Genomic DNA, 23,077 nt, shown 5'->3' on the forward strand with positions numbered 1-23,077 from the left:
GGGAACGTCTTGCCATATAATACCCCACGACTTTTTTGACGCGCCCCGCGTCAGCTTCCGCCGTGCAGGCCCGCTGCCTGCCGCGCCGTCCGCCCGATCGCCTCCCCGGTTTGCGCTCAGCCGCAGTCGCGGTGCGACGGTGCGGGCCGCCGCGCGCGAATGTGCCGTGACGGCGCGGTTGACAAGGGGCGATTCGCCAAACGATAGATGCCGCCCAAACCGCTATTCCCGAATGTTTTCCCCGGTGACGGGGCGCCGCGCAAACGGCGGCTCGCGCTCGCGCTCCTGGCCGTGCCCGGGCTCGTGCCGGCCGTGTCGTACGCGCAGCTGTCGGGCGCGGCCGCGCAGCCGCAGCCGCTCGACTCGCCGTGGGATCTGCGTCTCGCGCCCCAGCTCGAGGATCATCCGCTGAAGGACGGCTCGAAGCCGGCCGCCTTCGTGATCGCCGACCACACGAGCGGCACGGCCGAGCAGGATCTCGCCGCGAAGGGTTCGGCCGAGCTGAGGCGCGGTGACGCCATCGTGAAGGCCGACGCGATCCACTACGATCAGGATACCGACATGGCCGATGCGTACGGCCAGGTCAGGGTGATCAATGGCGGCATGTCGTTCGCGGGCCCCGAGGCGCACCTGAAGATCGAGGCGAGCCAGGGCTTCATGACGGCGCCGAAGTATCACTTCAACATGACGGGCGGGTCGGGCAGCGCGGAGCGCGTCGACATGGTCGACGACGAGCGCTCGGTGTTCGTCAACGGCACGTACACCGCGTGCCAGTGCTCGACGAACCCCGCGTGGTACATCAAGGGCAGCCGCTTCGACTTCGATACGGGCGCCGACGAAGGCACCGCGCGCAACGGCGTGCTGTTCTTCCAGGGCGTGCCGATCTTCGCGAGCCCGTGGATGACGTTCCCGCTGTCGGGCGAGCGGCGCAGCGGCTTCCTGCCGCCGACGTTCTCGATGAACTCGAGCAACGGTTTCGAGCTGACGCTGCCGTACTACTTCAACATCGCGCCGAACCGCGACCTGACGCTCACGCCGCGCATCATCTCGCGGCGCGGCGTGATGGCCGAGGCGACGTTCCGCTACCTGTCGCCGTCGTATTCGGGCACGTTTACGGCCAATTACCTGCCGGATGACCGGCTCGCGCACCGCAACCGCTACGCGATCTACTGGCAGCACCAGCAGAACTTCGGCGGCGGCTTCGGCGGCTACGTCTACTACAACAAGGTTTCGGACAACACCTATCCCGAAGATCTCGGTTCGGCGAACCAGTTCATCAACGGGACGCAGACGCTGTACCAGCAGGAAGCCGGCCTCACGTACAACAACGGCCCGTGGTCGGTGCTCGCGCGCTACCAGCACTGGCAGACGCTGCCGCCGTCGATCGCGCCGTATAGCCGCGAGCCGCAGTTGAACGTGAAGTACACGAAGTACAACGTCGGCGGCTTCGACTTCGGCGCGGAAGCCGACTATTCACGGTTCCGCATCACGACCGCCGATGCGACCCAGGGTGACCGGATCGCGTTCAATCCGTACATCGCGTACGGCGTGTACGGCCCCGGCTACTTCGTCGTGCCGAAGGTCCAGTACCACTTCGCGTCGTACGACCTGAACTACCTGTCGTCGACCACGCCGAACAACCCGAAGCGCTTCACCGAGTCGATCCCGACCGTGACCTTCGACTCGGGCCTGATCTTCGACCGCTCGGTGCGCCTGTTCGGCCAGGACTTCATCCAGACCCTCGAGCCGCGCCTGTACTACGTGTACACGCCGTATCGCAACCAGTCGAACGCACCGCTGTTCGATACCGCGGAATCGGACTTCGGCCTCGCGGAGATCTACCAGCCGAACACGTTCGTCGGCAACGACCGGATCGCCGATGCGAACCGGATCACGGCCGGCCTCACGTCGCGCTTCATCGATCCGCGCACCGGCGACGAGCGTGCGCGCTTCGTGATCGCGCAGCAGTATTACTTCGCCGATCAGCGTGTCACGCTGAATTCCGGGCAGAGTGCCGTACTGGCGCGCCACTCGGACCTGATCGTCGGCGCCGCGCTGAAGCTCGGCTCGGGCTTCATGTCGGAGACGGCGTTCCAGTACAACCAGAACAACAACCAGCTCGTGAAGTCGAGCGTCGGTTTCGGCTACAGCCCGGGCGAGCGCCGCGTGATCAACGTCGGCTACCGCTATACGCGCTCGAACACCACGCTCGACAACCAGCCGATCAACCAGTTCCTGGTATCCGCGCAATGGCCGCTCACGCGCCGCCTGTATGCGATCGGCCGCTTCAACTACGACCTCGCCGGCGATCGCGTGGTCGACGGTCTGGTCGGCTTACAATACGACGCGGACTGCTGGGCGCTCGGAGTCGGGGTGCAACGGGCCGCGAACGGCATCAATTCGTCGGGACAGCAGAACTCGTCGACGCGAGTCATGATGCAGCTGACGCTCAAGGGCCTGTCGACCGTCGACAACGGCCTCGTGTCCGCATTCCGCGCCGGGGTGCCGGGCTACACGCCGCTGCCGCCGCCGCCGCCGCCGATGTCCCGCTTCAGCAACTACGAGTAACGCCGGCTTGTCTGCACCGGTCAGCACGATTTCAATGGAGTTCCAGTGGCAATGAAGAAAACCCTTCGTTTCGCGGCAGTCGTGTCCAGCCTCGCTGCGGCCTCCGCGCTGCTCGCCGCCGCGCCGGCCGCGGCACAGGCGCTCGGTTCGCAAGGTGCGCAGCTCGCCGACGAAGTCGTCGCGGTCGTCAACAACGACGTGATCACGGGCCGCGAACTCGACCAGCGTGCCGGCCTGATCGCGCGCCGGCTGCAGCAGCAGAACGCACCCGTGCCGCCGACCGACCAGTTGCGCGCGCAGGTGCTGAACCAGATGGTGCTCGAGCGTATCCAGGTGCAGAAGGCCAAGGACGACGGGATCCGCATCGACGACGCGACCGTGCAGTCCACGCTGCAGCGTCTCGCGCAGGCGAACGGCATGACGCTCGAGCAGTACCGCGCGCGTCTCGAGGCGCAAGGCGTGCCCTGGAGCATCTTCACGAGCGACGCGCGCACCGAACTGATGCTGTCGAAGCTGCGCGAGCGCGAGGTCGACGGCAAGATCACCGTGTCGGACGCCGAGGTCGCGAACTACATCGCGAGCCAGCGCGGGCCGAACGCGTCGCAGCAGCAGGACCTGCGCTTCCAGCACATCTTCATCAAGGCGCCGACCAACGCGCCGCAGGCCGACATCGAAGCCGCGCAGAAGAAGGCTGACGCGTTGCTGCAGCAGGCGAAGGCGGGCGCCGATTTCGAGAAGCTCGCGAAGAACAATTCGGAAGCGAACGACGCGAAGAACGGCGGTGACCTCGGCTTCAAGGCGCCGAGCGCACTGCCGGCCGACGTCGTCGACGCCGCATCGAAGCTGCGCCCGGGCGAGGTCAACCCGACGCTGATCCGCGTGCCGGACGGCTTCGAGATCGTGCGTCTCGTCGATCGCCGCCAGAGCCAGGGCGCGACGGCCGCCGCACCGAAGATCGTCCAGACACACGTGCGCCATATCCTGTTGCGCGTGGGCGAAGGCAAGTCGGAAGGCCAGGCGCGCCAGCAACTGATCGACATCCGCAACCAGGTCGAGGCCGGCGGCGATTTCGCGAAGTTCGCGCGCACCTACTCGCAGGACGGTTCGGCGTCGCAAGGCGGCGATCTCGGCTGGATCAGCCCGGGCGAGACCGTGCCGGAGTTCGAGCGCGCGATGAACAACCTGCAGGACGGCCAGATCAGCCAGCCGATCCGTACCGAGTACGGCTATCACCTGATCCAGGTGCTGAGCCGGCGCGAAGCGGAAGGTTCGGTGCAGCAGCAGATGGATATCGCGCGCCAGGCGATCGGCCAGCGCAAGGCCGAGCAGGCGTATGCCGACTGGCTGCGCGAACTGCGCGATTCGTCGTACGTGCAGTACAAGATCGGCGGCGTCGGCCCGGCGAACTGAGCGCGCTTCAGATGACCACGCCCGCGCTGCAGATCGCGATCACGACTGGCGAACCCGCGGGGGTCGGCCCGGAGCTGACCGTGCAGGCGCTGCGTGATGCTGCGCAGCGCTGGCCCGACGCGCATTTCACCGTGCTCGGCGATGCGGCGCTGCTCGACGCGCGCGCGGCGGCCGTCGGCGCCGAGCTGGCCACGCTGGCCGGCGGCGGGCCGGTGTCGGTCGCACATCACGCGCTCGCCGTGCCCGTGCAGGCGGGCAAGCTGGACGCGGCGAACGGCCCGTACGTGCTCGGGCTGCTCGACGCGGCGATCGACGGCGCGCTGGCAGGCCGGTACGACGCGATCGTCACCGCGCCGCTGCAGAAGAGCACGATCAACGATGCAGGCGTGCCGTTCACCGGCCATACCGAATACCTGGCGGAGCGCACGCATACGCCGCGTGTCGTGATGATGCTGGCCGGTACCGGCCACAAGCCGCTGCGCGTCGCGCTCGCGACCACGCACCTGCCGCTGAAGGACGTGTCGGCCGCACTCACGATCGACGGGCTCGTCGAGACGCTTGCGATCATCGACCGCGACCTGCGGCGCGACTTCGGCCTGGCCGCGCCGCGCATCCTCGTGACGGGCCTGAACCCGCACGCGGGCGAGAACGGTTATCTCGGCCGCGAGGAGATCGACGTGATCTCGCCGGCGCTGGCCCGCGCGAACGCGCAGGGCATCGACGCGCGCGGCCCGTACCCGGCCGATACGCTGTTCCAGCCGCGCCATCTTGCCGACGCCGATTGCGTGCTCGCGATGTTCCATGACCAGGGCCTGCCCGTGCTGAAGTATGCGACGTTCGGCGAGGGCATCAACGTGACGCTCGGGCTGCCGATCATCCGGACGTCGGTCGATCACGGCACGGCACTCGATCTGGCCGGCACGGGCCGCGCGGATCCGGGCAGCATGATCGCCGCGCTCGACACGGCCGTCACGATGGCGCGCCATCGCCGCACGGCCTGACGCGGCCCGGCTTCCCCTCTTTCGTCGTATTTTTCGTTTTACTCAGTCGATGTCGAACAGCAGACAGCACCAAGGCCATTTCGCGCGCAAGCGCTTCGGGCAGAACTTCCTCGTCGATCACGGCGTGATCGACTCGATCGTCTCGACGATCGGCCCCGCGCGCGGCCAGCGCATGGTCGAGATCGGCCCCGGGCTCGGCGCGCTGACCGAGCCGCTGATCGAGCGGCTCGCGACGCCGGAGTCGCCGCTGCATGCGGTCGAGCTCGACCGCGACCTGATCGGGCGCCTGCAGCAACGCTTCGGCGCGCTGCTCGAACTGCACGCGGGCGACGCGCTCGCGTTCGATTTCCGTTCTCTCGCGGCGCCCGGCGACAAGCCGTCGCTGCGGATCGTCGGCAACCTGCCGTATAACATTTCCAGCCCGCTGCTGTTTCACCTGATGACGTTCGCCGATGCGGTCATCGACCAGCATTTCATGCTGCAGAACGAAGTCGTCGAGCGGATGGTCGCGGAGCCGGGCACGAAGGCGTTTTCGCGTCTGTCGGTGATGCTGCAGTACCGCTACGTGATGGAGAAGATGCTCGACGTGCCGCCGGAATCGTTCCAGCCGCCGCCGAAGGTCGATTCGGCGATCGTCCGGATGATTCCGTACGAGCCGCACGAACTGCCGGACGTCGATCCGGTGCTGCTCGGCGAAATCGTCACCGCCGCGTTCTCGCAGCGCCGCAAGATGCTGCGCAATACGCTTGGCGACTATCGCGAGACGATCGACTTCGACGCGCTCGGTTTCGATCTCGCGCGCCGCGCGGAGGACGTGAGCGTGGCCGAATACGTCGGCGTCGCGCAGGCGCTCGCGGCGGTGCGCAAGGCCGGTTGAGGCCGGTCGCGCGAGCTGGATCGGATGTGTGCCGAAGAGGCTGCCCTGCGGGCAGCCTTTTTATTTGCGTGGACGCGCGCGTGTTGCGCACGGTCGTCATGTACGACGCACTCGTCAGCGTCAGCCCGAAGAACACAACGCACCGATGAATTCGCCGGCGAACAGCACGCCGGCCGCAAGACCCGCATCGAACGTGCCGTCGGCCCGGAACAGCGGCGTACCGCGCGAACGGGCCCAGCCCCCACAGCAGCACTGCCGCGATCACCGGGCGCAGCCCGCCTGGAACGTCGGCGCGATCGCGGCGTTCGTGCGCTTGATCGCGACCTGCTGGAGGCCCCGGATTGCGCGCAGCAGCATCAGGCCGACGGCGCGCGTGTCGAGCGCGCGGCGCACGGGGGCGGCGAGCGTGGTCACCGGCGAACCTCGCCGGTCCGGTATGGCGGCTGCAAGATCGGGAGGGCGGCGCATCCGGCGCGCTCGAATCGGCGGTTTCGCACGGCAGTGTGGCCGCAGGGGAGAGTGGCGGCCGCGTTCGGGCGGCGGGTCGCATGCCCGTTTTGGGTGCGAGGCGGAAGGATGTTCCCCGATCGGTACGGTAGCCGGGTGAGCCGGATGGTGCCGGTTTCCGCCGTCGTACTTGCGCCGCCCGGCGCCGACGGGCCGTACCGGCCGCGCTCCGGGCAAGCGCCCCGGTTGGCCGTTCCAGGCTAGGCGCCCCCGGCTGGGCGCCCCCGGCGAAGTTCACCCGACTCTGGTAGAGTTCCCGGTTCTGGAAAGTCCCCACAGGAGTACAACACATGCGATTGCTGCATACGATGCTGCGAGTCGGCGATCTCGACCGCTCGATCAAGTTCTACACCGAATTGCTCGGCATGAAGGTGCTGCGCCGCGACGACTATCCGGAAGGCAGGTTCACGCTCGCATTCGTCGGCTACGGCGATGAAAGCGATAACACGGTGATCGAACTGACCCACAACTGGGATACGCCGTCCTACGACCTCGGCACGGGTTTCGGTCACCTCGCACTGGAAGTCGACGACGCGTACGCGGCCTGCGACAAGATCAAGGCGCAAGGCGGCAAGGTCACGCGTGAAGCGGGCCCGATGAAGCACGGCACGACCGTGATCGCGTTCGTCGAGGATCCGGACGGCTACAAGATCGAGTTCATTCAGAAGAAGGCGCACTGAGCGCCGGATGAACCGGGCGGCGGCGCGCGACGTGCGCCGCAGCAGCAAAAAGGGCGATGCGGGGTGACCCGCGTCGCCCTTTTTCGTTGGCGGCGAAGCCGCGCGCGTCAAAGCGACGGCAGCAACTCGGGAGGATGATGCTTGAGCGTGTGCCGCGCCTCGCGGAACTCGGGGAAGATCGATTCGACGGTCTGCCAGAAGGCCGGGCTGTGGTTCATCTCGCGCAGGTGCGACAGCTCGTGCGCGACGACGTAGTCGATGATCGACATCGGGAAATGGATCAGCCGCCAGTTCAGGCGGATCTTGCCGTCGCTCGAGCAGCTGCCCCAGCGCGTCGCGGCCGACGACAGCGCGTACACCGAATACGTGACGCCGAGTTTCTCCGCGTAGACCGCGAGGCGTTCACCGAAGATCCGCTTGGCTTCGCCCTGCAGCCAGCCCTGCACGCGATCCTTGATCTGCTGCATGTCGGCCTGCACGGACAGCGGCAACGAGAGCCGCAGCGCATCGGCATCGAACGAGACGGCGCCCGCGCCGAGCGCGATCGTCACCGTCTTGCCGAGATACGGAAGCTGCGCGCCGTCGCGCCAGTCGATCTGCGGCAGCGCGCGCTGCTCGGTGCGCGTCTTCCACTCCGCGAGCTTCGCGAAGATCCAGCGCTGTTTCTCGGAAATCGCGGCTTCGATGTCGGCGAGCGTGACCCAGCGCGGCGCGGTGATCGACAGCCCGCTGCCGTCGATCGTGAAGCCGATCGTGCGGCGCGCGGAGCGCTTCAGGCGGTATTCGAGCACGCGGCTGTCGAGTGCGAACGTGCGCACGCGCGAGCGGTCGGGTGCCGGACCCGGATCGAGGGGCGCGGCGGGTGCCGCTTCGGGCGGCGCCGGCGGCGTAGCAGGCGCCGACGGTGCGGCGGCCGGCCCGTCGAAGAGCGGCAGGTCCATCTGGCGATGATCGAGGGCCACGACGGCAGGCCGTGGCCGCGGACGCTGTTTCATCAGTTCGCTTCTTTTTGTCGTACGCAACGGCTGCAACCTGGAGGCGTCAGACGCGCGCGGCATCGCGCGTGCCGGCATTGCCCGCCTGGCGATACGAATCCGGATCGATCCGGCGCATTTCCGCTTCGATCCATGCTTCGACCTGCGAGTTCAATGCATCGGGCGTCAGCCCCTCGCTGGGGATCGGCTTGCCGATCGACACGGTGACGACGCCCGGGAATTTCGTGAACGAGTTGCGCGGCCACACCCGGCCTGCATTGTGCGCGATCGGCACGACGGGTGCGCCGGTTTCGATCGCGAAGCGCGCGCCGCCCGTCTTGTACTTGCCCTGCTTGCCGACCGGCGTGCGCGTGCCTTCCGGGAACATGATCATCCATGCGCCTTCCGACAGGCGCTTCTTGCCCTGGCGGATCACCGAAGCGAACGCGTTCTTGCCTTCCTTGCGGTTGATGTTGACCATGTGCAGCAGCCCGAGCGCCCAGCCGAAGAACGGCACGTACAGCAGCTCGCGCTTGAACACGTAGCAGAGCGGCTTCGGCATCAGCGCCGGAAACGCGAGCGTTTCCCATGCGGACTGGTGCTTCGACAGCAGCACGGCCGGGCCGTCGGGCAGGTTCTCGAACCCTTCGATCCGGTAGCGGATGCCGTTCAGCCAGCGCACGACCCACAGCGTCGACTTGCACCAGCCGGCCGCCATCCAGTAGCGCGCGTCGGGACGCATGAACGGAAAGGCGATGAAGCACGCGGTGGCGTACGGCACCGTGTACAGGATGAAGTAGATCAGCAGCAGCAGGGAGCGGACGAAGCGCATCGGCGTGAGTCTGGCGTTAGGGAGGATGCGCGCGGCGGCCGCATCACTCGTGTTCGTGTGAAAGGAAATCGAGCGCGAACGCGCGCAGGTCGTCGTGAACCTTCGTGCCGGGCGGCAGGTTGCCGGCGGCGAGCGTCTTCTTGCCCTTGCCGGTGAGCACGAGGTGCGGCTGGAAGCCGACCGCGACGCCGGCCTGCAGGTCGCGCAACGAATCGCCGACGGCCGGCGTGTGACCGGGGTCGATCTCGAAGCGCTCGGCGATCATCTGCATCATGCCGGGTTTCGGCTTGCGGCAGTCGCAGTGATCCTCGGCCGTGTGCGGGCAGAAGAACACCGCGTCGATACGTGCGCCGACCGAGGCCGCCGCGCGATGCATCTTCAGATGCATCTCGTTGAGCGCGGCCATGTCGAACAGCCCGCGACCGATGCCGGACTGGTTGGTCGCGACGACCACGCGATAACCCGCGTGGTTGAGCCGGGCGATCGCCTCGAGGGCGCCGGGCAGCGCGATCCATTCGTCGGGCGTCTTGATGAACGCATCCGAATCGACGTTGATCACGCCGTCCCGGTCGAGGACGACGAGCTTTCGGTTGGGGCTGGTCGGCATCGTGAGGCCCTTATGCGGCGAGCTTCGAGATGTCGGCGACGCAGTTCATCTGCTGGTGCAGCGCGGACAGCAGTGCAAGACGGTTCGCGCGCAGTGCCGGATCTTCCGCGTTGACCATCACGTCGTTGAAGAACGTGTCGACCGGCACGCGCAGCGCGGCGAGCGCCGACAGCGCGCCCGTGTACGCACGCGCCTCGAGCTGCGACTGCACGTGCGGCGTCACGGCCGCGAGTTGTTCGTGCAGCGCCTTCTCGGCGGCTTCGACGAGCAGCGCCGGCTGCACCGCGCCGTTCGCGCCGCCTTCCGACTTCTTCAGGATGTTCGAGATCCGCTTGTTCGCGGCCGCGAGCGCTTCCGCTTCCACGAGATGCGTGAATTCGCGCACCGCGTCGAGGCGTGCGACGAGATCGTCGATGCGCGTCGGGTTCAGGCTCAGCACCGCGTCGATTTCACCGGCCGAATAGCCGCGCTCGCGCAGCAGGCCGCGCAGGCGATCCATGAAGAACGCGAGGATCGCATCGGTCGATTCGGCCACGCCCGGCACGCCTTCGAAGCGCGCGTGGGCCGTGCGCAGCAGCGACACGAGATCGAGCGGCAGCTGCTTCTCGAGCAGCAGGCGCAGCACGCCGAGCGCGTGGCGGCGCAGCGCGAACGGATCCTTCTCGCCGGTCGGCGCGAGGCCGATGCCCCAGATGCCGACGATCGTCTCGAGCTTGTCGGCGAGCGCGACGGCGGTCGATACGGGCGTGGTCGGCAGTGCGTCGCCGGAGAAGCGCGGCTGGTAGTGCTCGGCGCAGGCGAGCGCGACGTCGTCGGCTTCGCCGTCGTGGCGCGCGTAGTACGTGCCCATCGTGCCCTGCAGTTCCGGGAACTCGCCGACCATGTCGGTCAGCAGGTCGGCCTTCGCGAGACGCGCGGCGCGCTTCGCGAGCGTGGCGTCGGCGCCGATCGCGGGCGCGATCTCGCCGGCCAGCGCTTCGAGGCGCTCGACGCGTGCGAGCGCCGAACCGAGCTTGTTGTGATACACGACATTCGCGAGCTGCGGCACGCGGTCGGCGAGCGGCTTCTTCTTGTCCTGCTCGAAGAAGAACTTCGCATCGGCGAGGCGCGGGCGCACGACGCGCTCGTTGCCTTCGATGATCTCGCCCGGCGTCTTCGTCTCGATGTTCGACACGATCAGGAAGCGCGAGCGCAGCTTGCCGCCGACGTCGGTCAGCGCGAAGTACTTCTGGTTCGTCTGCATCGTGAGGATCAGGCATTCCTGCGGGACCTGCAGGAATTCGTCCTCGAAGCGGCAGGGATAGACGACCGGCCATTCGACCAGCGACGTCACTTCGTCGAGCAGCGACTCGGGCATCACGACGGTATCGCCGTTTGCATGTTCGTTCAGCTGCGTGCGGATCGTTTCGCGGCGATCGGCGAAGTGCGCGATCACGCGGCCCTTGTCGCGCAGCGTGTCGGCGTACGCGCGCGCATGCTGGATCGCGACGAGGCCGTCGGACAGGAAGCGGTGGCCGAGCGTCGTGTCGCCGGCGTCGACGCCGAATGCGGTGACGGGCACGATGCGATCGTCATGCAGTACCGTCAGGCGATGCACCGGGCGCACGAACTTCACGTCGGAGCCGTCCGGGCGCTGGTAGGTCATCACCTTCGGGATCGGCAGCTTCTCGAGCGTTTCGTCGAGCGCGGCCTGCAGGCCGTCGGCGAGCGTCGCGCCGGCTGCCGAATAGTTGATGAAGAACGCTTCGGCCTTGCCGTCCTGCGCGCGCTCGAGATCGGCGATCGACAGGTTCGGATGGCCCAGCGCCGCGAGCTTCTTCGCGAGCGGGGCAGTCGGCTTGCCTTCGGCGTCGAGCGCGACCGACACGGGCAGGACCTTTTCGCGGACCTGCTTGTCAGGGGCGACGGCGCGCACGTTCTGCACGACGACGGCGAGGCGGCGCGGCGTGGCGTAGCGTTCGAACACGAGTTCGCCTTCGACGAGGTCGCGCGCCGCGAGGCGTTGCGCAAGACCTTCGGCGAATGCGTCGCCGAGGCGCGCGAGGGCCTTCGGCGGCAGCTCTTCGGTCAGCAGTTCGACGAGCAGGGGGGCGGGATGATTGTGCGTCATGTTTGGAATGAATCTCGTCTCGTCAGTCCTGATCGATCTTGCGTTCGACCTTGAGCGGCGGCGCCCACGCCGGCTGTGCGGCGTCCTGGGCGTCGGTGGTGAGGCCCGGCACGCCCGGCGGGTTGCCGAGCATCGGGAAGCCGAGCTTCTCGCGCGAGTCGTAGTAAGCCTGTGCGACGAGACGCGACAGCGCGCGGATGCGGCCGATGTACGCCGCGCGCTCGGTGACCGAGATCGCGCCGCGCGCATCGAGCAGGTTGAACGTGTGGCCGGCCTTCAGCACGAGCTCGTACGCGGGCAGCGCGAGCTGGGCGTCGATCATCTTCTTCGCTTCCGCCTCGTAGCTGTTGAAGAACGTGAACAGCAGGTCGACGTTCGCGTGCTCGAAGTTGTAGGTCGATTGTTCGACCTCGTTCTGGTGGTAGACGTCGCCGTACGACAGGCGGCGCAGCTCGGGGCCGTTCGGGCCTTGCTCCTCCCACTCGGTCCACACCAGGTCGTACACGTTCTCGACCTTCTGCAGATACATCGCGAGGCGCTCGAGGCCGTAGGTGATCTCGCCGAGCACCGGCTTGCAGTCGAGGCCGCCGACCTGCTGGAAATACGTGAACTGCGTGACTTCCATCCCGTTCAGCCACACTTCCCAGCCGAGGCCCCACGCGCCGAGCGTCGGGTTTTCCCAGTCGTCCTCGACGAAGCGCACGTCGTTCTGCTTCAGGTCGAAGCCGAGCGCCGCGAGCGAGCCGAGGTACAGGTCGAGGATGTTCTCCGGCGCCGGCTTGAGCACGACCTGGTACTGGTAGTAGTGCTGCAGGCGGTTCGGGTTCTCGCCGTAGCGGCCGTCCTTCGGGCGGCGCGACGGCTGCACGTACGCGGCGCGCCACGGCTCGGGGCCGATCGCGCGCAGGAACGTGTGGACGTGCGACGTGCCCGCGCCGACTTCCATGTCGATGGGCTGGAGCAGGGCGCAACCCTGCTTGTCCCAGTAGGACTGCAGCGTCAGGATGATTTGCTGAAACGTAAGCATGAAGAGCCTTCGTGGCGCTGGCGCTCCGTTGCGGGCGGCGCTCCGGGCGGGGCCCGGAGGGTCGGCTCGCGCGGCGGCGCGGCTTGTTAGTGTGCTGAAACGCGTAATTTTACCGGATCGGCGAGCGGATGCGGCCGGAACGCGGGCGGGCGCACCGCGGGCCCCCGTTCGGGCGGCCTGCACGGGCGCGACCGGCGTGCGTCGGGCGGCCGCGCGCGGCCTGTCGCGACGCGGGTGCCGCGCGACTGCGCGCGGGCGTTAAGATGCGCGTATTGCGGTGCGCGCGCGACGTGTGCCGCGCCACCCGCTTGCCGATTCCGACCGCATGGACGACCCGACCGACATCCTCATTCCCCTGCTTCCGCCCTTTCTCGCGCTGCTCGGGCAGGCCGCCGATGCGCAGGCGCGCGGCGAGCGTGCCGCGCACGATCTGTGGCTCGCCGCCGCCGCGCATCTGCATGCGGTCGACGCCGATGCGCTCGCGCAGCTCACCGGCGCGCTCGTCTCGCGGCAGCGCACGGCCGATGCGGTCGCGCTGGCCGAATGCGCGGCGCGCGTTCAGCCGTGTGCCGCCGCGTACTTCAATCACGGCTACGCGCTGCAGATGGCGGGCCGTCACGCGGACGCCGTGGCGCCGTATCGCGCGGCGCTGGCGCTCGATGCCGGGCGGCCGTCGCTGCGCAACAACCTCGCGATCGCGCTGCGGCTGTCGGGCGGCGACCGCGCGGAGGAGATCGCGCTGCTCGACGCGGCCGTGCGCGCCGATCCGCGCGACGTGCAGGCGTGGATCAACCTCGTCGTCGCGCGGATCGCGACGCACGACCTGGACGGCGCGCTCGCGTCCGCGGCGCGGCTCGTCGAGCTGGCGCCCCACAACGCGCTCGCGATGAACAACATCGCGATGGCGATGAAGGAGGCGCAGCGCTGGGACGACGCCGAGCGCTACGCGGCGCGCGCGTGCGAGCTCGCACCCAGCGACGCGTCGTACCGGTTCAACCTGGCGATCATCCAGCTCGTGCGCGGCAACTACGCAGCCGGCTGGCGCGGCCACGAGGCGCGCTGGGACGGCTCGGGCGAGTTGCGCGGGCGCCGGCCGGTGCTGCCGGGCCCGCGCTGGCAGGGCGAGCCGCTTGCCGGCAAGACGCTGCTCGTGTGGGGCGAGCAGGGGCTCGGCGACGTGCTGCAGTTCTGCCGCTTCGTCGCGCCGCTCGCCGAGCGCGTGCATCGCGAGGGCGGCCGGCTCGTGTGGAATACGTTCCCGCAGGTGGGCACGCTGATGCAGCGCAGCCTGGATGCGCATGCGGATGCGTTCAGCGCGGGCGGCGGCGTCGAATTGCTGCCCGCCTTCGATTACGAAGTGCCGCTGATCGGCCTGCCGCTGATGCTCGGCATGGAAGCGTCGACGCTCGCGTCGTCGGTGCCGTACCTGCGGGCCGATCCGCCCGCGCGCGACGCATGGCGCGCGCGGCTCGCGGGCGAGCGCCGGCTGAAGGTCGGGCTCGTGTGGACGGGCAGCGCGGGGCACCAGCGCAATCCGTTCCGGCGCGTCGGGCTCGAGCGCTATGCCGACGCGTTCCGCGGAATCGACGGCGTCGCGTTCTATTCGTTGCAACCGGGTGCGCAGGCGGATGTCGCGGCGGCGCGCGCGGCCGGGTTCGCGATCGAGGATTTCACGGCGGAACTGACGAGCTTCGACGATACGGCCGCGTTCATCGGCGCGCTGGATCTCGTGATCACCGTATGCACGTCGGTCGCGCACCTGGCGGGTGCGCTCGGCGCGCGCACCTGGGTGCTGCTCGACGTGAATCCGCACTGGCCGTGGCTGCTCGAGCGCAACGACAGCCCGTGGTATCCGACGGCGACGCTGTACCGGCAGCCTGTGTTCGGCGCGTGGGAGCCGGTGATGGAGGCCGTGGGCCGCGACCTGCGGCGCCTGGCCACGCAGCCGGCTCAATCGGCGGAGTCGTCCCGGCAGGCCTGAGCGGCCGGCCGGTTTGCGGCCGTGGGCCGCCGCTGCGTGTTGCATTTGGCGGCGGCCGCCACGCACTGCGCAGCGGCCGCCCGCTGCGTCATTCCGGCTGGTCGTCGCCGTTCTTTTTGCCGTTGCGGCGGCGCAGCCCGGGGCCGAACGTGAAGCCGAACGCGAGCAGCACCAGCGACACCGCGAGCACGAGGTTGTTGCCGCTCGTCACGTAGGGCGTGAAGCCGCTCGTGCCTTCGATCCGCACGTCGAGCGAGCCGATCGTGAACGGCTTCAACTGGCCGAGCACGCGGCCGTGCGCATCGATCGCGGCCGTCATCCCCGTGTTGGTCGAACGCACCATCGGCCGGCCCGTCTCGAGCGAGCGCATTCGCGCGATCTGCAGGTGCTGGTCGAGCGCGATCGTGTCGCCGAACCACGCGAGGTTCGTCACGTTGACGAGCACGCCCGGCGGCTGCGGGTTGTCGCGGATCGTCGCGGCGATTTCCTCGCCGAACAAGTCCTCGTAGCAGATGTCGGCCATCACGGGCTGGTTGTGCACGAGGAACGGCTTCTGCACCGGCGCGCCGCGCGCGAAGTCGCCGAGCGGCATCTTCATCAGGTCGACGAACCACCGGAAGCCCCACGGGATGAATTCGCCGAAGGGCACGAGATGGTGCTTGTCGTAGTGATAGATGTCGCGCGAGTTCGGCGTCACGCCGTACAGGCTGTTCGTATAGTCGACGTAGTGGCCGTCCTCGGTCACCGATGCGCCGACCGCGCCGAACAGCACGGCCGAGCCCGTCGTGTCGCTGAACTTGCGGATCGCGACGGCGAACGGCTCGGGCAGCTCCTGGATCATCACCGCGATCGCGGTTTCGGGAGTGACGATCAGGTCGGCCGGCTTCTCGACGATCATCTGCGTGTACATCTTGATCGCCGCGTCGATGCCCGCTTCCTCGAACTTGATGTCCTGCTTCACGTTGCCCTGCAGCAGCCGCACGGTGAGCGGCTTGTTGGCGGGCACGGTCCATGTGACCTGCGACAGGCCGAGACCGGCAGCGAGCAGCGCGACCGCGATGCCGGCCGGCGCGGCGATGCGCACGCGCGCATTGCCGGCGCGGGGTTCGGCAAGCGGCGACGGCCGGGCGGCGGCGAGCGCCTGCACGACGAGCGCGGCGAACAGCGCCAGCACCCAAGCGATCCCGTACACGCCGGCGACCGGCGCGAAGCCCGCGAACGGGCCGTCGACCTGTGGATAGCCGCTGGCGAGCCACGGGAAGCCGGTGAACACGGTGCCGCGCAGCCATTCGCCGAGCGCCCATGCACTCGCGAACGCGAATGCGCCGTGCCAGGTCGGCGAGTACGGCCGCGGGTCGGGCATGCGGCGATGCCACGCATGGCCGGCGCAGAACGACCACAGCCCGGCGGAGAACGCCGGGTATAGCGACAGGTACAGCGAGAACAGCACGAGCGCGCCGCCCGCGAGCGGCGCGGCCATCTCGCCGTACACGTGCATGCTGATGTAGAGCCACCAGATGCCGGTGATGAAGTTGCCGAAGCCGAACGCGCCACCGGTGAGCGCGGCGCTGCGCCAGCTTGCGGTGCGCGTGAGCTGCGCGAAAAACCAGACGAATACGACGAGTTGCAGCCAGCCGCCGTGCGGCGTCGGTGCGAAGCTGAGCGTATTGGCGGCGCCGGCGAGCAGCGCGGCCGGGTAGTGCCAGCGCGGCAGCGCGCGGCCGGGTGCCGGCGCGAGCAGGCCGCCAGCCGGGCGGGACAGGATCGGATCGTCCATGTGAAGCGAAAGTGGGCGAGCGGTTGTGGAATGCGCGGCTGGCGCGCGACGGTCAGTCTTCGTGCGAGGTTTCGGCGCGACGGCTGGCGAGCGGGTTGCGGCGCACCAGCAGCACGTGGACCTGGCGCGCATCGCCGCGCTGGATCTCGAACACGAGGTTGCCGAGCTGCAGCTTTTCGCCGCGATGCGGGACGCGGCCGAAATGATGCGTGATCAGCCCGCCGATCGTGTCGACTTCGTCGTCGGGGAAATCGGTGCCGAACGTCTCGTTGAACTGTTCGATCTCGGTGAGCGCGCGCACGCGGTAGCGGCCATCGGGCCCCGAGATGATGTTGCCGGCTTCCTCGTCGAAGTCGTACTCGTCCTCGATGTCGCCGACGATCTGCTCGAGCACGTCCTCGATCGTGATCAGGCCGGCGACGCCGCCGTATTCGTCGACGACGATCGCGAGGTGATTGCGGTTCACGCGGAAGTCGTGCAACAGCACGTTCAGGCGCTTCGATTCGGGAATGAACACGGCCGGGCGCAGCATCCCGCGCACGTCGAATTCCTCTTCGGCATAGAAACGCAGCAGATCCTTCGCGAGCAGCACGCCGATGACGTTGTCGCGGTTCTCCTCGTACACGGGGTAGCGCGAGTGTGCCTTCTCGAGGACGAACGGGATGAAATCTTCCGGCTTGTCGGCGATGTTGATCGCGTCCATCTGTGCGCGCGGCACCATGATGTCGCGTGCGCACAGGTCGGATACCTGGAAAACGCCTTCGATCATCGACAGCGAATCGGCGTCGATCAGGTTGCGCTCGTGGGCGTCCTGGAGGATTTCCAGCAGCTCGCCGCGGGATTCGGGCTCGGGCGAGATGAAGTCGGTCAGGCGTTCGAGCAGCGAACGCTTTTCTTGCGGTTTGTCGGTTGGCTTACGACTGGGATACGAATCGTTCATGGTGGTGCGCCCGGGTCATGCCGGAGCGCGCTGTCACGGAGTAGGCAAGGATACACCAAGGGCACGACGCGGCCGTGTCACACCGGCCGCCCGGCCAGGGTGGGCAGCTCGCGCGGGCCCCGCTCGCGGACGGCCGCGCCGGGCGACGTCGTCCTTGCGTCCATCCTATCCCAGAAAAGGGCGGCGGCGCAGCAGCGGCCAAAAAACGGGTGCGCGAAGCGCGGGGGCGAGCGGCGCGGGAAGGCGGTCGGCCGATGGGGCGGCGTGACGGCGGCATTCTGCCGCATGCGGGCGCAGTCGGGCCGCGGATCAGAACCGCAGGCCGGTCGAGCAGCCGCCGCCGGCCGCGCCGTTGGTCGCGGCGCCGCCGCAACCGATTATTCCGCAACCGGACAGCACGACGCTCGCGGCGACGAGTAGCGCGGCGACCTTGCAGCGCGACCAGCGGGACGGTTTCATCGGTCATCTCCTCGTTCGAACGGGCGAGTGGCGCGGCGCGCGGCAAGCCGGGCGCCGCGTTGCGTCATCGGCATCGCGCGAGCAGCCCTTCCAGCGCGCGGTCGGGAATGCCGCTCGCGCGCAGCGCGTCGACGGTGCGGCTCACGTAGTCGAGCGTCGTGCCGTAGCGGCCGGCCGCGCAGCCGAACACTTCCTTCACGACGGCGTCGGGCAGCTTGCCCGTATAGGTCGGCGCGTCGCGGCGCATCACGAACGCGAGCGCGTTTACGCGTTCGCCGTTCTCGAGCGAGCACGGCAGCCACGCGGGCCGGTACGAACCCATCGGCATCTCGCGCTTCCACAGCGTCTCGAGGTGCGGCTGCGCGGTCGGGCCGGCAAGCCGGAACGCGATGCCCGAGCACGAGCCGCCGCGATCGAGCGCGAGCACGAGGCCCGGGCGTTCGGGCGTGCCGCGGTTCACGCGCGACCACAGATAGAGCCCGCGATGGTAGCCATGCACCTTGCCGCGCACGGCGGCGACGGTCGGCAACCCGGGGTTCCAGATCAGCGAGCCATAGCCGAACAGCCAGAGGTCCTGCCGGCCGTCCCAGTCGCGCATCGTGTGCGCGAGCGACGCCGCGAGCTCGTCTTCCGTCAGCAGGCGCCCGTCGCCGATCGACGGCGGGTAGGCGGGCGGAAGCATCGCGGCGTTGCGCATCGTGCAGATGGCTTACTGGTACGGGTTCGGGAAGCCCAGCTTCGCGAGGATGTCGACTTCGAGCGCTTCCATTTCGGCCGCGTCCTCGTCGCTCGTCTCGTGGTCGTAGCCTTGCGCGTGCAGCGCGCCGTGCACCAGCAGATGCGCGTAGTGGGCCGTGAGCGGCTTGCCCTGGTCGTGCGCTTCCTTCTCGATGACCGGGCAGCACAGCACGAGGTCGCCGATCACGGTGCCGTCGGGCGCCGCGTCGTACGCGAAGGTCAGCACGTTGGTCGGGTAGTCCTTGTGGCGGTAGCCGGCGTTCAGCGTGCGGCCTTCTTCTTCGCCGACGAAGCGCACGGTGAGCTGCGCGCTGGCGAACAGCGCCGGCTCGATCCATTCGGCGATCAGCTTGCGTTTGGGCAGCGTCTTGCGCACGTCGCTCGTGATTTCGTCGCCGTATTGCACGGAGAGATCGAGCTCCGGCTCGCGCAGCGCGTCTTCGGTGTCGTCTTCGCGCGGTGCGGGCTCGGCGCCCACGTGCAGCGTCACGCTGTCGTAATGCTCGGGCTGCAGCGCGAGCTTCGCGCGCATGGCCGGATCATTGTGCTGCGCGACGATCGCGACGGCCGCTTCCCCCGAACTGCCCGACAGGTCGAACATCAGGCTGCGGCCATCCGGGAAGTCGATTCGCAGCCCTTGCGCGTTGACGGTCCGGGCCTTGCCTTTCGCATCGAACAGCGAAAGGCGGGGGGAGGCGGGCGCGGCGGACTGGGCGCGCCCGGACTTGCGAGAACGGGAGGATTTCATGACGCGTGCGGCGATTAGGACGCGTTGAGGATACACCAAACGGCCGATCGCACCCGAATTCACGCAGGCGAAAAAATGCCCGGCGCGCCGTCTGGTGGGCCGGGCCGGGCTGTCTGGCCGGGGCGGCGTGCAGGTGCCGCTGGCCGCTCAGCCGTCCTGGTGCTGCGCGTGGAATTCGTCGTACGCCTCGACGATGCGCGCGACGAGCGGATGGCGCACGACGTCCGCGCTCGTGAAGCGCGTGAGCGCGATGCCGCGCACGCCGCCGAGCACCTGCTGCGCCTCGACGAGGCCGCTCTTGTGGCCGCGCGGCAGGTCGACCTGGCTCGTGTCGCCGGTCACCACCGCCTTCGAACCGAAGCCGATCCGCGTGAGGAACATCTTCATCTGTTCGGGCGTCGTGTTCTGCGCCTCGTCGAGGATGATGAACGCGTGGTTCAGCGTGCGGCCGCGCATGTACGCGAGTGGCGCGATCTCGATCATCTGGCGCTCGAACATCTTCGCCGTCTTGTCGAAGCCGAGCAGGTCGTACAGCGCGTCGTACAGCGGACGCAGGTACGGGTCGACCTTCTGCGCGAGATCGCCCGGCAGGAAGCCGAGCCGCTCGCCGGCCTCGACGGCCGGGCGCGTCAGCACGATCCGCTTGACCTGGTCGCGCTCGAGCGCGTCGACCGCGCATGCGACCGCGAGGTAGGTCTTGCCGGTGCCGGCCGGCCCGATGCCGAACGTCACGTCGTGCGACAGGATCTGCTTCAGGTACTCGCGCTGCGCCGGCGTGCGGCCGCGCAGGTCGGCGCGCCGTGTGTAGAGCTTCGGCGCGGGCTCCTCGTCCGGCTCGCTGGCGTCGAGCTGCACGACCGGGTCGTCGAACGGATGGTCGGGGTCGCCGCGAAAGCGCACGTCGAGCGTATCCTGGCGGCCGTTGCCGGACGTGTGGCGCACTTCGACCAGCGCGAGCTGGATGTCGTCGACCGACAGCACATCGCGCGCGCGGTTGTAGAAATTCTCGAGCGCGGTGAGCGCGAGCTTGGCGCCGCGCCCGCGGATCGTGATCCGGTGGCCGCGTCGCGACAGCGTGACGTCGAGCGCCTGTTCGATCTGCCGCAGGTTCTCGTCGAGCGGGCCGCAGAGGTTGGCGAGGCGCGCGTTGTCGTCGCGCGGCGCGACGAATTCCAGTGCTTGGGTCGGCTTCAAAGTGGCGTCGGGCTCCTGTTGAGCATCAGTCAGTGGGTGGCTGCGCTCGCGTCGTCGCTCACGAGCACGAGCTCGCCGCGCAGCGAATGCGGGTACGCGTGGTTGATCTTCACGTCGATCATCTGGCCGATCAGGCGCGGGTGCGACGCGAGCGGCGCCGGGAAATTCACGACCCGGTTGTTCTCGGTGCGGCCTGCGAGTTCGTTCGGGTCCTTGCGCGACGGGCCCTCGACGAGGATCCGCTCGACCTTCCCGACCATCGACTGGCTGATGCGCGCGACGTTTTCCTCGATGGTCGCCTGCAGATGTTGCAGGCGTTTGAGCTTCACCTCGCGCGGCGTGTCGTCGTGCAGGTTCGCGGCCGGCGTGCCGGGGCGCGGGCTGTAGATGAACGAGAAGCTGGTGTCGTAGCGCATCTCGTGCACGAGCGCCATCATCTTGTCGAAATCTTCCTCGGTCTCGCCGGGGAAGCCGACGATCATGTCGGTCGACAGCGACAGGTCGGGGCGGATCGCGCGCAGCTTGCGGATCACCGACTTGTATTCGAGCACCGTGTAGCCGCGCTTCATCGCCATCAGGATGCGGTCGGAACCGTGCTGGACGGGCAGGTGCAGGTGGCTCACGAGCTTCGGCACCTTCGCGTAGGTGTCGATCAGGCGCTGCGTGAATTCCTTCGGGTGCGACGTCGTGTAGCGGATCCGCTCGATGCCGGGGATGTCGGCGACGTATTCGATCAGCGTCGCGAAATCGGCGATCTCGGACGCGCCGGCCGTCAGCGCGCCGCGATAGGCATTGACGTTCTGGCCGAGCAGCGTGACTTCGCGCACGCCCTGGTCAGCGAGGCCGGCCACTTCGGTCAGCACGTCGTCGAGCGGGCGCGACACTTCATCGCCGCGCGTGTACGGCACCACGCAGTAGCTGCAGTACTTCGAGCAGCCTTCCATGATCGACACGAATGCGCTCGGCCCCTCGACCCGCGCGGGCGGCAGGTGGTCGAACTTCTCGATTTCGGGGAACGTGATGTCGACCTGCGCACGGCCGCTCGCGCGGCGCGCGTCGATCATCTGCGGCAGGCGGTGCAGGGTTTGCGGGCCGAACACGAGGTCGACGTACGGCGCGCGCGACACGATCGATGCGCCTTCCTGGCTCGCGACGCAGCCGCCGACGCCGATCAGCAGGCCGGGCTTCGCTTCCTTCAGCTCGCGCACGCGGCCGAGATCGGAGAACACCTTCTCCTGCGCCTTTTCACGCACCGAGCACGTGTTGAACAGGATGATGTCCGCGTCTTCCGGCGTATCGGTCTTTTCGAGGCCCTCGGCCGCATTCAGCACGTCCACCATCTTGTCCGAGTCGTACTCGTTCATCTGGCAGCCGAAGGTCTTTACGTAAACTTTCTTGGTCATGGGGGTTCGCCGTTCGCAGTGGTTGACCTGGGGGCGTCGTCAAGAGTGAATCGGGACGGCCGTGCGCGGCGCGCAGGTTGCGCACGCGAAGCATGAAAAGCCGTCGGGAAAGCCTTCCATTATAGCTTTTCGCGCTGCTCCGGGCGGGCGGCGGGTTGCGGCCGCGCGACGTCGTCGGTCGCCGGGTTCGGACCCCTGAACGGCGTGGCCGCGGCCGTCAGCGGCACGCGTTCAGCAGGTCATCGAGCGCGGCTTCCTCGCGCGCGAAGCGTTGGGCGAGAAAATCGAGCAGCACGCGCACGCGCGGCGCCATGTAGCGCTTGCTGTGATAGATCGCGTGCAGCGGCGCGTCCTGGTGCCGCCAGTCGGGCAGCAGCACGCGCAGCCGGCCCGCGCGGACGTCGTCGGCGATGTCCCACAGCGATTTCAGCGCGATGCCGTGGCCGCGCAGCGTCCATTCGCGCGTGAGGCCGCCGTCATTGGTCTCGAACGCGGTCGCGATCGGCACCCGGTGGATCTGCACCTCGTCGCCGCGCGTGAAGTGCCAGACGTTCATCGGCCCGGACGCGATCGTGATCACGTTGCACGGGAAGCGGGCCAGATCATGCGGATCGGCCGGCATGCCGTGGCGTTCGACGAACGACGGCGCCGCGCACAGCACGCGCCGGTTCGTCGCGAGCCGGCGGGCGATCAGCGCGCCGTCGGGCGGCGCGGCGAAGCGGATCGCGAGGTCGATCTCGTCCTGCCACAGGTTCGACGACGAATCGGACGCCGTCAGCGAGAACGTGACGTCCGGATGGCGCGTCGTGAATTCGTCGAGCCAGTCGAGCAACTGGTTGCGGCCGAAATCGGAGGTCGACGACAGCCGCACCTTGCCGCCGACCACGTTGCGGCCTTCCTGCAGCATCGCGTCCGCGTCGTCGAGCGCCTGCAGCGCCTGGCGGCAGCAGTTCAGGTACAGCCGGCCTTCGTCGGTGAGCCGCAGTTGCCGCGTCGAGCGCTCGAAGAGGCGCGTCGCCACCTTGGCCTCGAGCTTGGCGAGACGCGCGCTCGCGGCGGCCGGCGTCAGATTCAGCTTGCGTCCGGCAGCCGACAGGCTGCCGAGTTCGGCCGCCTCGACGAACAGCCGGATATCGCCCAGTCGATCCATTGGATTTTCCAAAGATTTTTGAAAATGATTCAAATGCCACGCCAGTTATCAAATATAGGCGTATTCGGGACAATGCGCGCACATCCCGCTTCTT

At 68.2% G+C, this 23,077-nt stretch carries 19 protein-coding genes and 1 pseudogene; 6 read left to right on the top strand and 14 right to left on the bottom strand.

Features of this window, described 5'->3' with window-relative positions:
* Nucleotides 1-207 precede the first annotated feature (207 nt).
* From HWX36_RS27100 to rsmA, 4 genes are read left to right on the top strand one after another with little or no spacing between them, the layout of a single operon-like run.
* Nucleotides 208-2,568, top strand: coding sequence for an LPS-assembly protein LptD (locus HWX36_RS27100; protein ID WP_175956344.1), 2,361 nt, complete (start codon nt 208-210; stop codon nt 2,566-2,568).
* A 51-nt stretch (nt 2,569-2,619) separates the two neighbouring features.
* Complete coding sequence (locus tag HWX36_RS27105; protein ID WP_175956346.1) at nt 2,620-3,978, top strand: peptidylprolyl isomerase; 1,359 nt, start codon at nt 2,620-2,622, stop codon at nt 3,976-3,978.
* An 11-nt stretch (nt 3,979-3,989) separates the two neighbouring features.
* Nucleotides 3,990-4,979: a 4-hydroxythreonine-4-phosphate dehydrogenase PdxA gene (gene pdxA, locus HWX36_RS27110; RefSeq protein ID WP_175956348.1), complete on the top strand. Its 990-nt coding sequence runs from the start codon at nt 3,990-3,992 to the stop codon at nt 4,977-4,979.
* A gap of 49 nt (nt 4,980-5,028) precedes the next feature.
* Nucleotides 5,029-5,856, top strand: a complete 828-nt coding sequence (gene rsmA, locus HWX36_RS27115) for a 16S rRNA (adenine(1518)-N(6)/adenine(1519)-N(6))-dimethyltransferase RsmA (protein WP_047852199.1) — start codon at nt 5,029-5,031, stop codon at nt 5,854-5,856.
* Between the two features lie 97 nt (nt 5,857-5,953).
* On the opposite strand, the pseudogene HWX36_RS27120 reads toward rsmA, so the two are convergent.
* A pseudogene (locus HWX36_RS27120) lies at nt 5,954-6,270 on the bottom strand (EamA/RhaT family transporter); the annotation flags it as partial.
* 383 nt (nt 6,271-6,653) lie between these two features.
* Between HWX36_RS27120 and gloA the strand changes: the two are divergent.
* Nucleotides 6,654-7,043 carry a lactoylglutathione lyase gene (gene gloA / locus HWX36_RS27125; RefSeq protein ID WP_175956350.1) on the top strand — a complete coding sequence of 130 codons (390 nt, stop codon included), beginning with the start codon at nt 6,654-6,656 and terminating at the stop codon, nt 7,041-7,043.
* Nucleotides 7,044-7,150: 107 nt separating this feature from the next.
* Here the strand turns inward: gloA and HWX36_RS27130 are convergent, their stop codons facing one another.
* Genes HWX36_RS27130 through glyQ form a run of 5 tightly spaced genes read right to left on the bottom strand, consistent with a single transcriptional unit; the run spans nt 7,151 to nt 12,593 of the window.
* Nucleotides 7,151-8,038, bottom strand: coding sequence for a SprT family zinc-dependent metalloprotease (locus HWX36_RS27130; protein WP_175956352.1), 888 nt, complete (start codon nt 8,036-8,038; stop codon nt 7,151-7,153).
* Between the two features lie 46 nt (nt 8,039-8,084).
* Complete coding sequence (locus HWX36_RS27135; RefSeq protein WP_175956354.1) at nt 8,085-8,849, bottom strand: lysophospholipid acyltransferase family protein; 765 nt, start codon at nt 8,847-8,849, stop codon at nt 8,085-8,087.
* Nucleotides 8,850-8,892: 43 nt separating this feature from the next.
* The gene (gene gmhB / locus HWX36_RS27140; RefSeq protein WP_175956355.1) at nt 8,893-9,456 is read right to left on the bottom strand and encodes a D-glycero-beta-D-manno-heptose 1,7-bisphosphate 7-phosphatase; all 564 of its coding nucleotides are present in this window, start codon (nt 9,454-9,456) and stop codon (nt 8,893-8,895) included.
* A gap of 10 nt (nt 9,457-9,466) precedes the next feature.
* Nucleotides 9,467-11,566, bottom strand: a complete 2,100-nt coding sequence (glyS, locus tag HWX36_RS27145; protein ID WP_175956357.1) for a glycine--tRNA ligase subunit beta — start codon at nt 11,564-11,566, stop codon at nt 9,467-9,469.
* Nucleotides 11,567-11,588: 22 nt separating this feature from the next.
* Entirely contained in the window at nt 11,589-12,593 is a 1,005-nt protein-coding gene (gene glyQ / locus HWX36_RS27150) for a glycine--tRNA ligase subunit alpha (protein ID WP_175956359.1), read from the bottom strand.
* 325 nt (nt 12,594-12,918) lie between these two features.
* On the opposite strand from glyQ, the gene HWX36_RS27155 reads away from it, so the two are divergent.
* Nucleotides 12,919-14,574, top strand: coding sequence for a tetratricopeptide repeat protein (locus HWX36_RS27155; protein WP_175956361.1), 1,656 nt, complete (start codon nt 12,919-12,921; stop codon nt 14,572-14,574).
* 88 nt (nt 14,575-14,662) lie between these two features.
* Here the strand turns inward: HWX36_RS27155 and lnt are convergent, their stop codons facing one another.
* The 8 genes from lnt to HWX36_RS27195 all read right to left on the bottom strand — a co-directional run bounded on the left by lnt (nt 14,663) and on the right by HWX36_RS27195 (nt 22,983).
* Nucleotides 14,663-16,351 carry an apolipoprotein N-acyltransferase gene (lnt, locus tag HWX36_RS27160; protein WP_175956363.1) on the bottom strand — a complete coding sequence of 563 codons (1,689 nt, stop codon included), beginning with the start codon at nt 16,349-16,351 and terminating at the stop codon, nt 14,663-14,665.
* A 52-nt stretch (nt 16,352-16,403) separates the two neighbouring features.
* A complete protein-coding gene (locus HWX36_RS27165; protein WP_021160150.1) occupies nt 16,404-17,291 on the bottom strand; it encodes a transporter associated domain-containing protein in 888 nt (295 codons plus the stop codon).
* Between the two features lie 309 nt (nt 17,292-17,600).
* The gene (locus HWX36_RS27170) at nt 17,601-17,750 is read right to left on the bottom strand and encodes a hypothetical protein (protein WP_175956365.1); all 150 of its coding nucleotides are present in this window, start codon (nt 17,748-17,750) and stop codon (nt 17,601-17,603) included.
* Between the two features lie 64 nt (nt 17,751-17,814).
* The gene (locus HWX36_RS27175) at nt 17,815-18,447 is read right to left on the bottom strand and encodes a gamma-glutamylcyclotransferase (RefSeq protein ID WP_175956367.1); all 633 of its coding nucleotides are present in this window, start codon (nt 18,445-18,447) and stop codon (nt 17,815-17,817) included.
* A gap of 12 nt (nt 18,448-18,459) precedes the next feature.
* Nucleotides 18,460-19,236 (bottom strand): rRNA maturation RNase YbeY, encoded by a 777-nt coding sequence (gene ybeY, locus HWX36_RS27180; RefSeq protein ID WP_175956369.1) that lies wholly within the window; start codon nt 19,234-19,236, stop codon nt 18,460-18,462.
* Nucleotides 19,237-19,383: 147 nt separating this feature from the next.
* A complete protein-coding gene (locus HWX36_RS27185) occupies nt 19,384-20,430 on the bottom strand; it encodes a PhoH family protein (RefSeq protein ID WP_175956371.1) in 1,047 nt (348 codons plus the stop codon).
* Nucleotides 20,431-20,459: 29 nt separating this feature from the next.
* Entirely contained in the window at nt 20,460-21,833 is a 1,374-nt protein-coding gene (gene miaB / locus HWX36_RS27190; RefSeq protein ID WP_175956373.1) for a tRNA (N6-isopentenyl adenosine(37)-C2)-methylthiotransferase MiaB, read from the bottom strand.
* 217 nt (nt 21,834-22,050) lie between these two features.
* Entirely contained in the window at nt 22,051-22,983 is a 933-nt protein-coding gene (locus HWX36_RS27195) for a LysR family transcriptional regulator (RefSeq protein WP_175956375.1), read from the bottom strand.
* Nucleotides 22,984-23,077 lie beyond the last annotated feature (94 nt).

It is taken from the genome of Burkholderia sp. BCC0405, assembly GCF_902833075.1.
Taxonomy (GTDB): Bacteria; Pseudomonadota; Gammaproteobacteria; order Burkholderiales; family Burkholderiaceae; genus Burkholderia.

Bases quoted from the DNA above. Each gene is read 5' to 3' on its own strand.
- HWX36_RS27100 (WP_175956344.1), top strand. From the start codon at position 208: ATGCCGCCCAAACCGCTATTCCCGAATGTTTTCCCCGGTGACGGGGCG.
- HWX36_RS27105 (WP_175956346.1), top strand. From the start codon at position 2,620: ATGAAGAAAACCCTTCGTTTCGCGGCAGTCGTGTCCAGCCTCGCTGCG.
- pdxA (WP_175956348.1), top strand. From the start codon at position 3,990: ATGACCACGCCCGCGCTGCAGATCGCGATCACGACTGGCGAACCCGCG.
- rsmA (WP_047852199.1), top strand. From the start codon at position 5,029: ATGTCGAACAGCAGACAGCACCAAGGCCATTTCGCGCGCAAGCGCTTC.
- gloA (WP_175956350.1), top strand. From the start codon at position 6,654: ATGCGATTGCTGCATACGATGCTGCGAGTCGGCGATCTCGACCGCTCG.
- HWX36_RS27130 (WP_175956352.1), bottom strand. From the start codon at position 8,038: ATGAAACAGCGTCCGCGGCCACGGCCTGCCGTCGTGGCCCTCGATCAT.
- HWX36_RS27135 (WP_175956354.1), bottom strand. From the start codon at position 8,849: ATGCGCTTCGTCCGCTCCCTGCTGCTGCTGATCTACTTCATCCTGTAC.
- gmhB (WP_175956355.1), bottom strand. From the start codon at position 9,456: ATGCCGACCAGCCCCAACCGAAAGCTCGTCGTCCTCGACCGGGACGGC.
- glyS (WP_175956357.1), bottom strand. From the start codon at position 11,566: ATGACGCACAATCATCCCGCCCCCCTGCTCGTCGAACTGCTGACCGAA.
- glyQ (WP_175956359.1), bottom strand. From the start codon at position 12,593: ATGCTTACGTTTCAGCAAATCATCCTGACGCTGCAGTCCTACTGGGAC.
- HWX36_RS27155 (WP_175956361.1), top strand. From the start codon at position 12,919: ATGGACGACCCGACCGACATCCTCATTCCCCTGCTTCCGCCCTTTCTC.
- lnt (WP_175956363.1), bottom strand. From the start codon at position 16,351: ATGGACGATCCGATCCTGTCCCGCCCGGCTGGCGGCCTGCTCGCGCCG.
- HWX36_RS27165 (WP_021160150.1), bottom strand. From the start codon at position 17,291: ATGAACGATTCGTATCCCAGTCGTAAGCCAACCGACAAACCGCAAGAA.
- HWX36_RS27170 (WP_175956365.1), bottom strand. From the start codon at position 17,750: ATGAAACCGTCCCGCTGGTCGCGCTGCAAGGTCGCCGCGCTACTCGTC.
- HWX36_RS27175 (WP_175956367.1), bottom strand. From the start codon at position 18,447: ATGCGCAACGCCGCGATGCTTCCGCCCGCCTACCCGCCGTCGATCGGC.
- ybeY (WP_175956369.1), bottom strand. From the start codon at position 19,236: ATGAAATCCTCCCGTTCTCGCAAGTCCGGGCGCGCCCAGTCCGCCGCG.
- miaB (WP_175956373.1), bottom strand. From the start codon at position 21,833: ATGACCAAGAAAGTTTACGTAAAGACCTTCGGCTGCCAGATGAACGAG.
- HWX36_RS27195 (WP_175956375.1), bottom strand. From the start codon at position 22,983: ATGGATCGACTGGGCGATATCCGGCTGTTCGTCGAGGCGGCCGAACTC.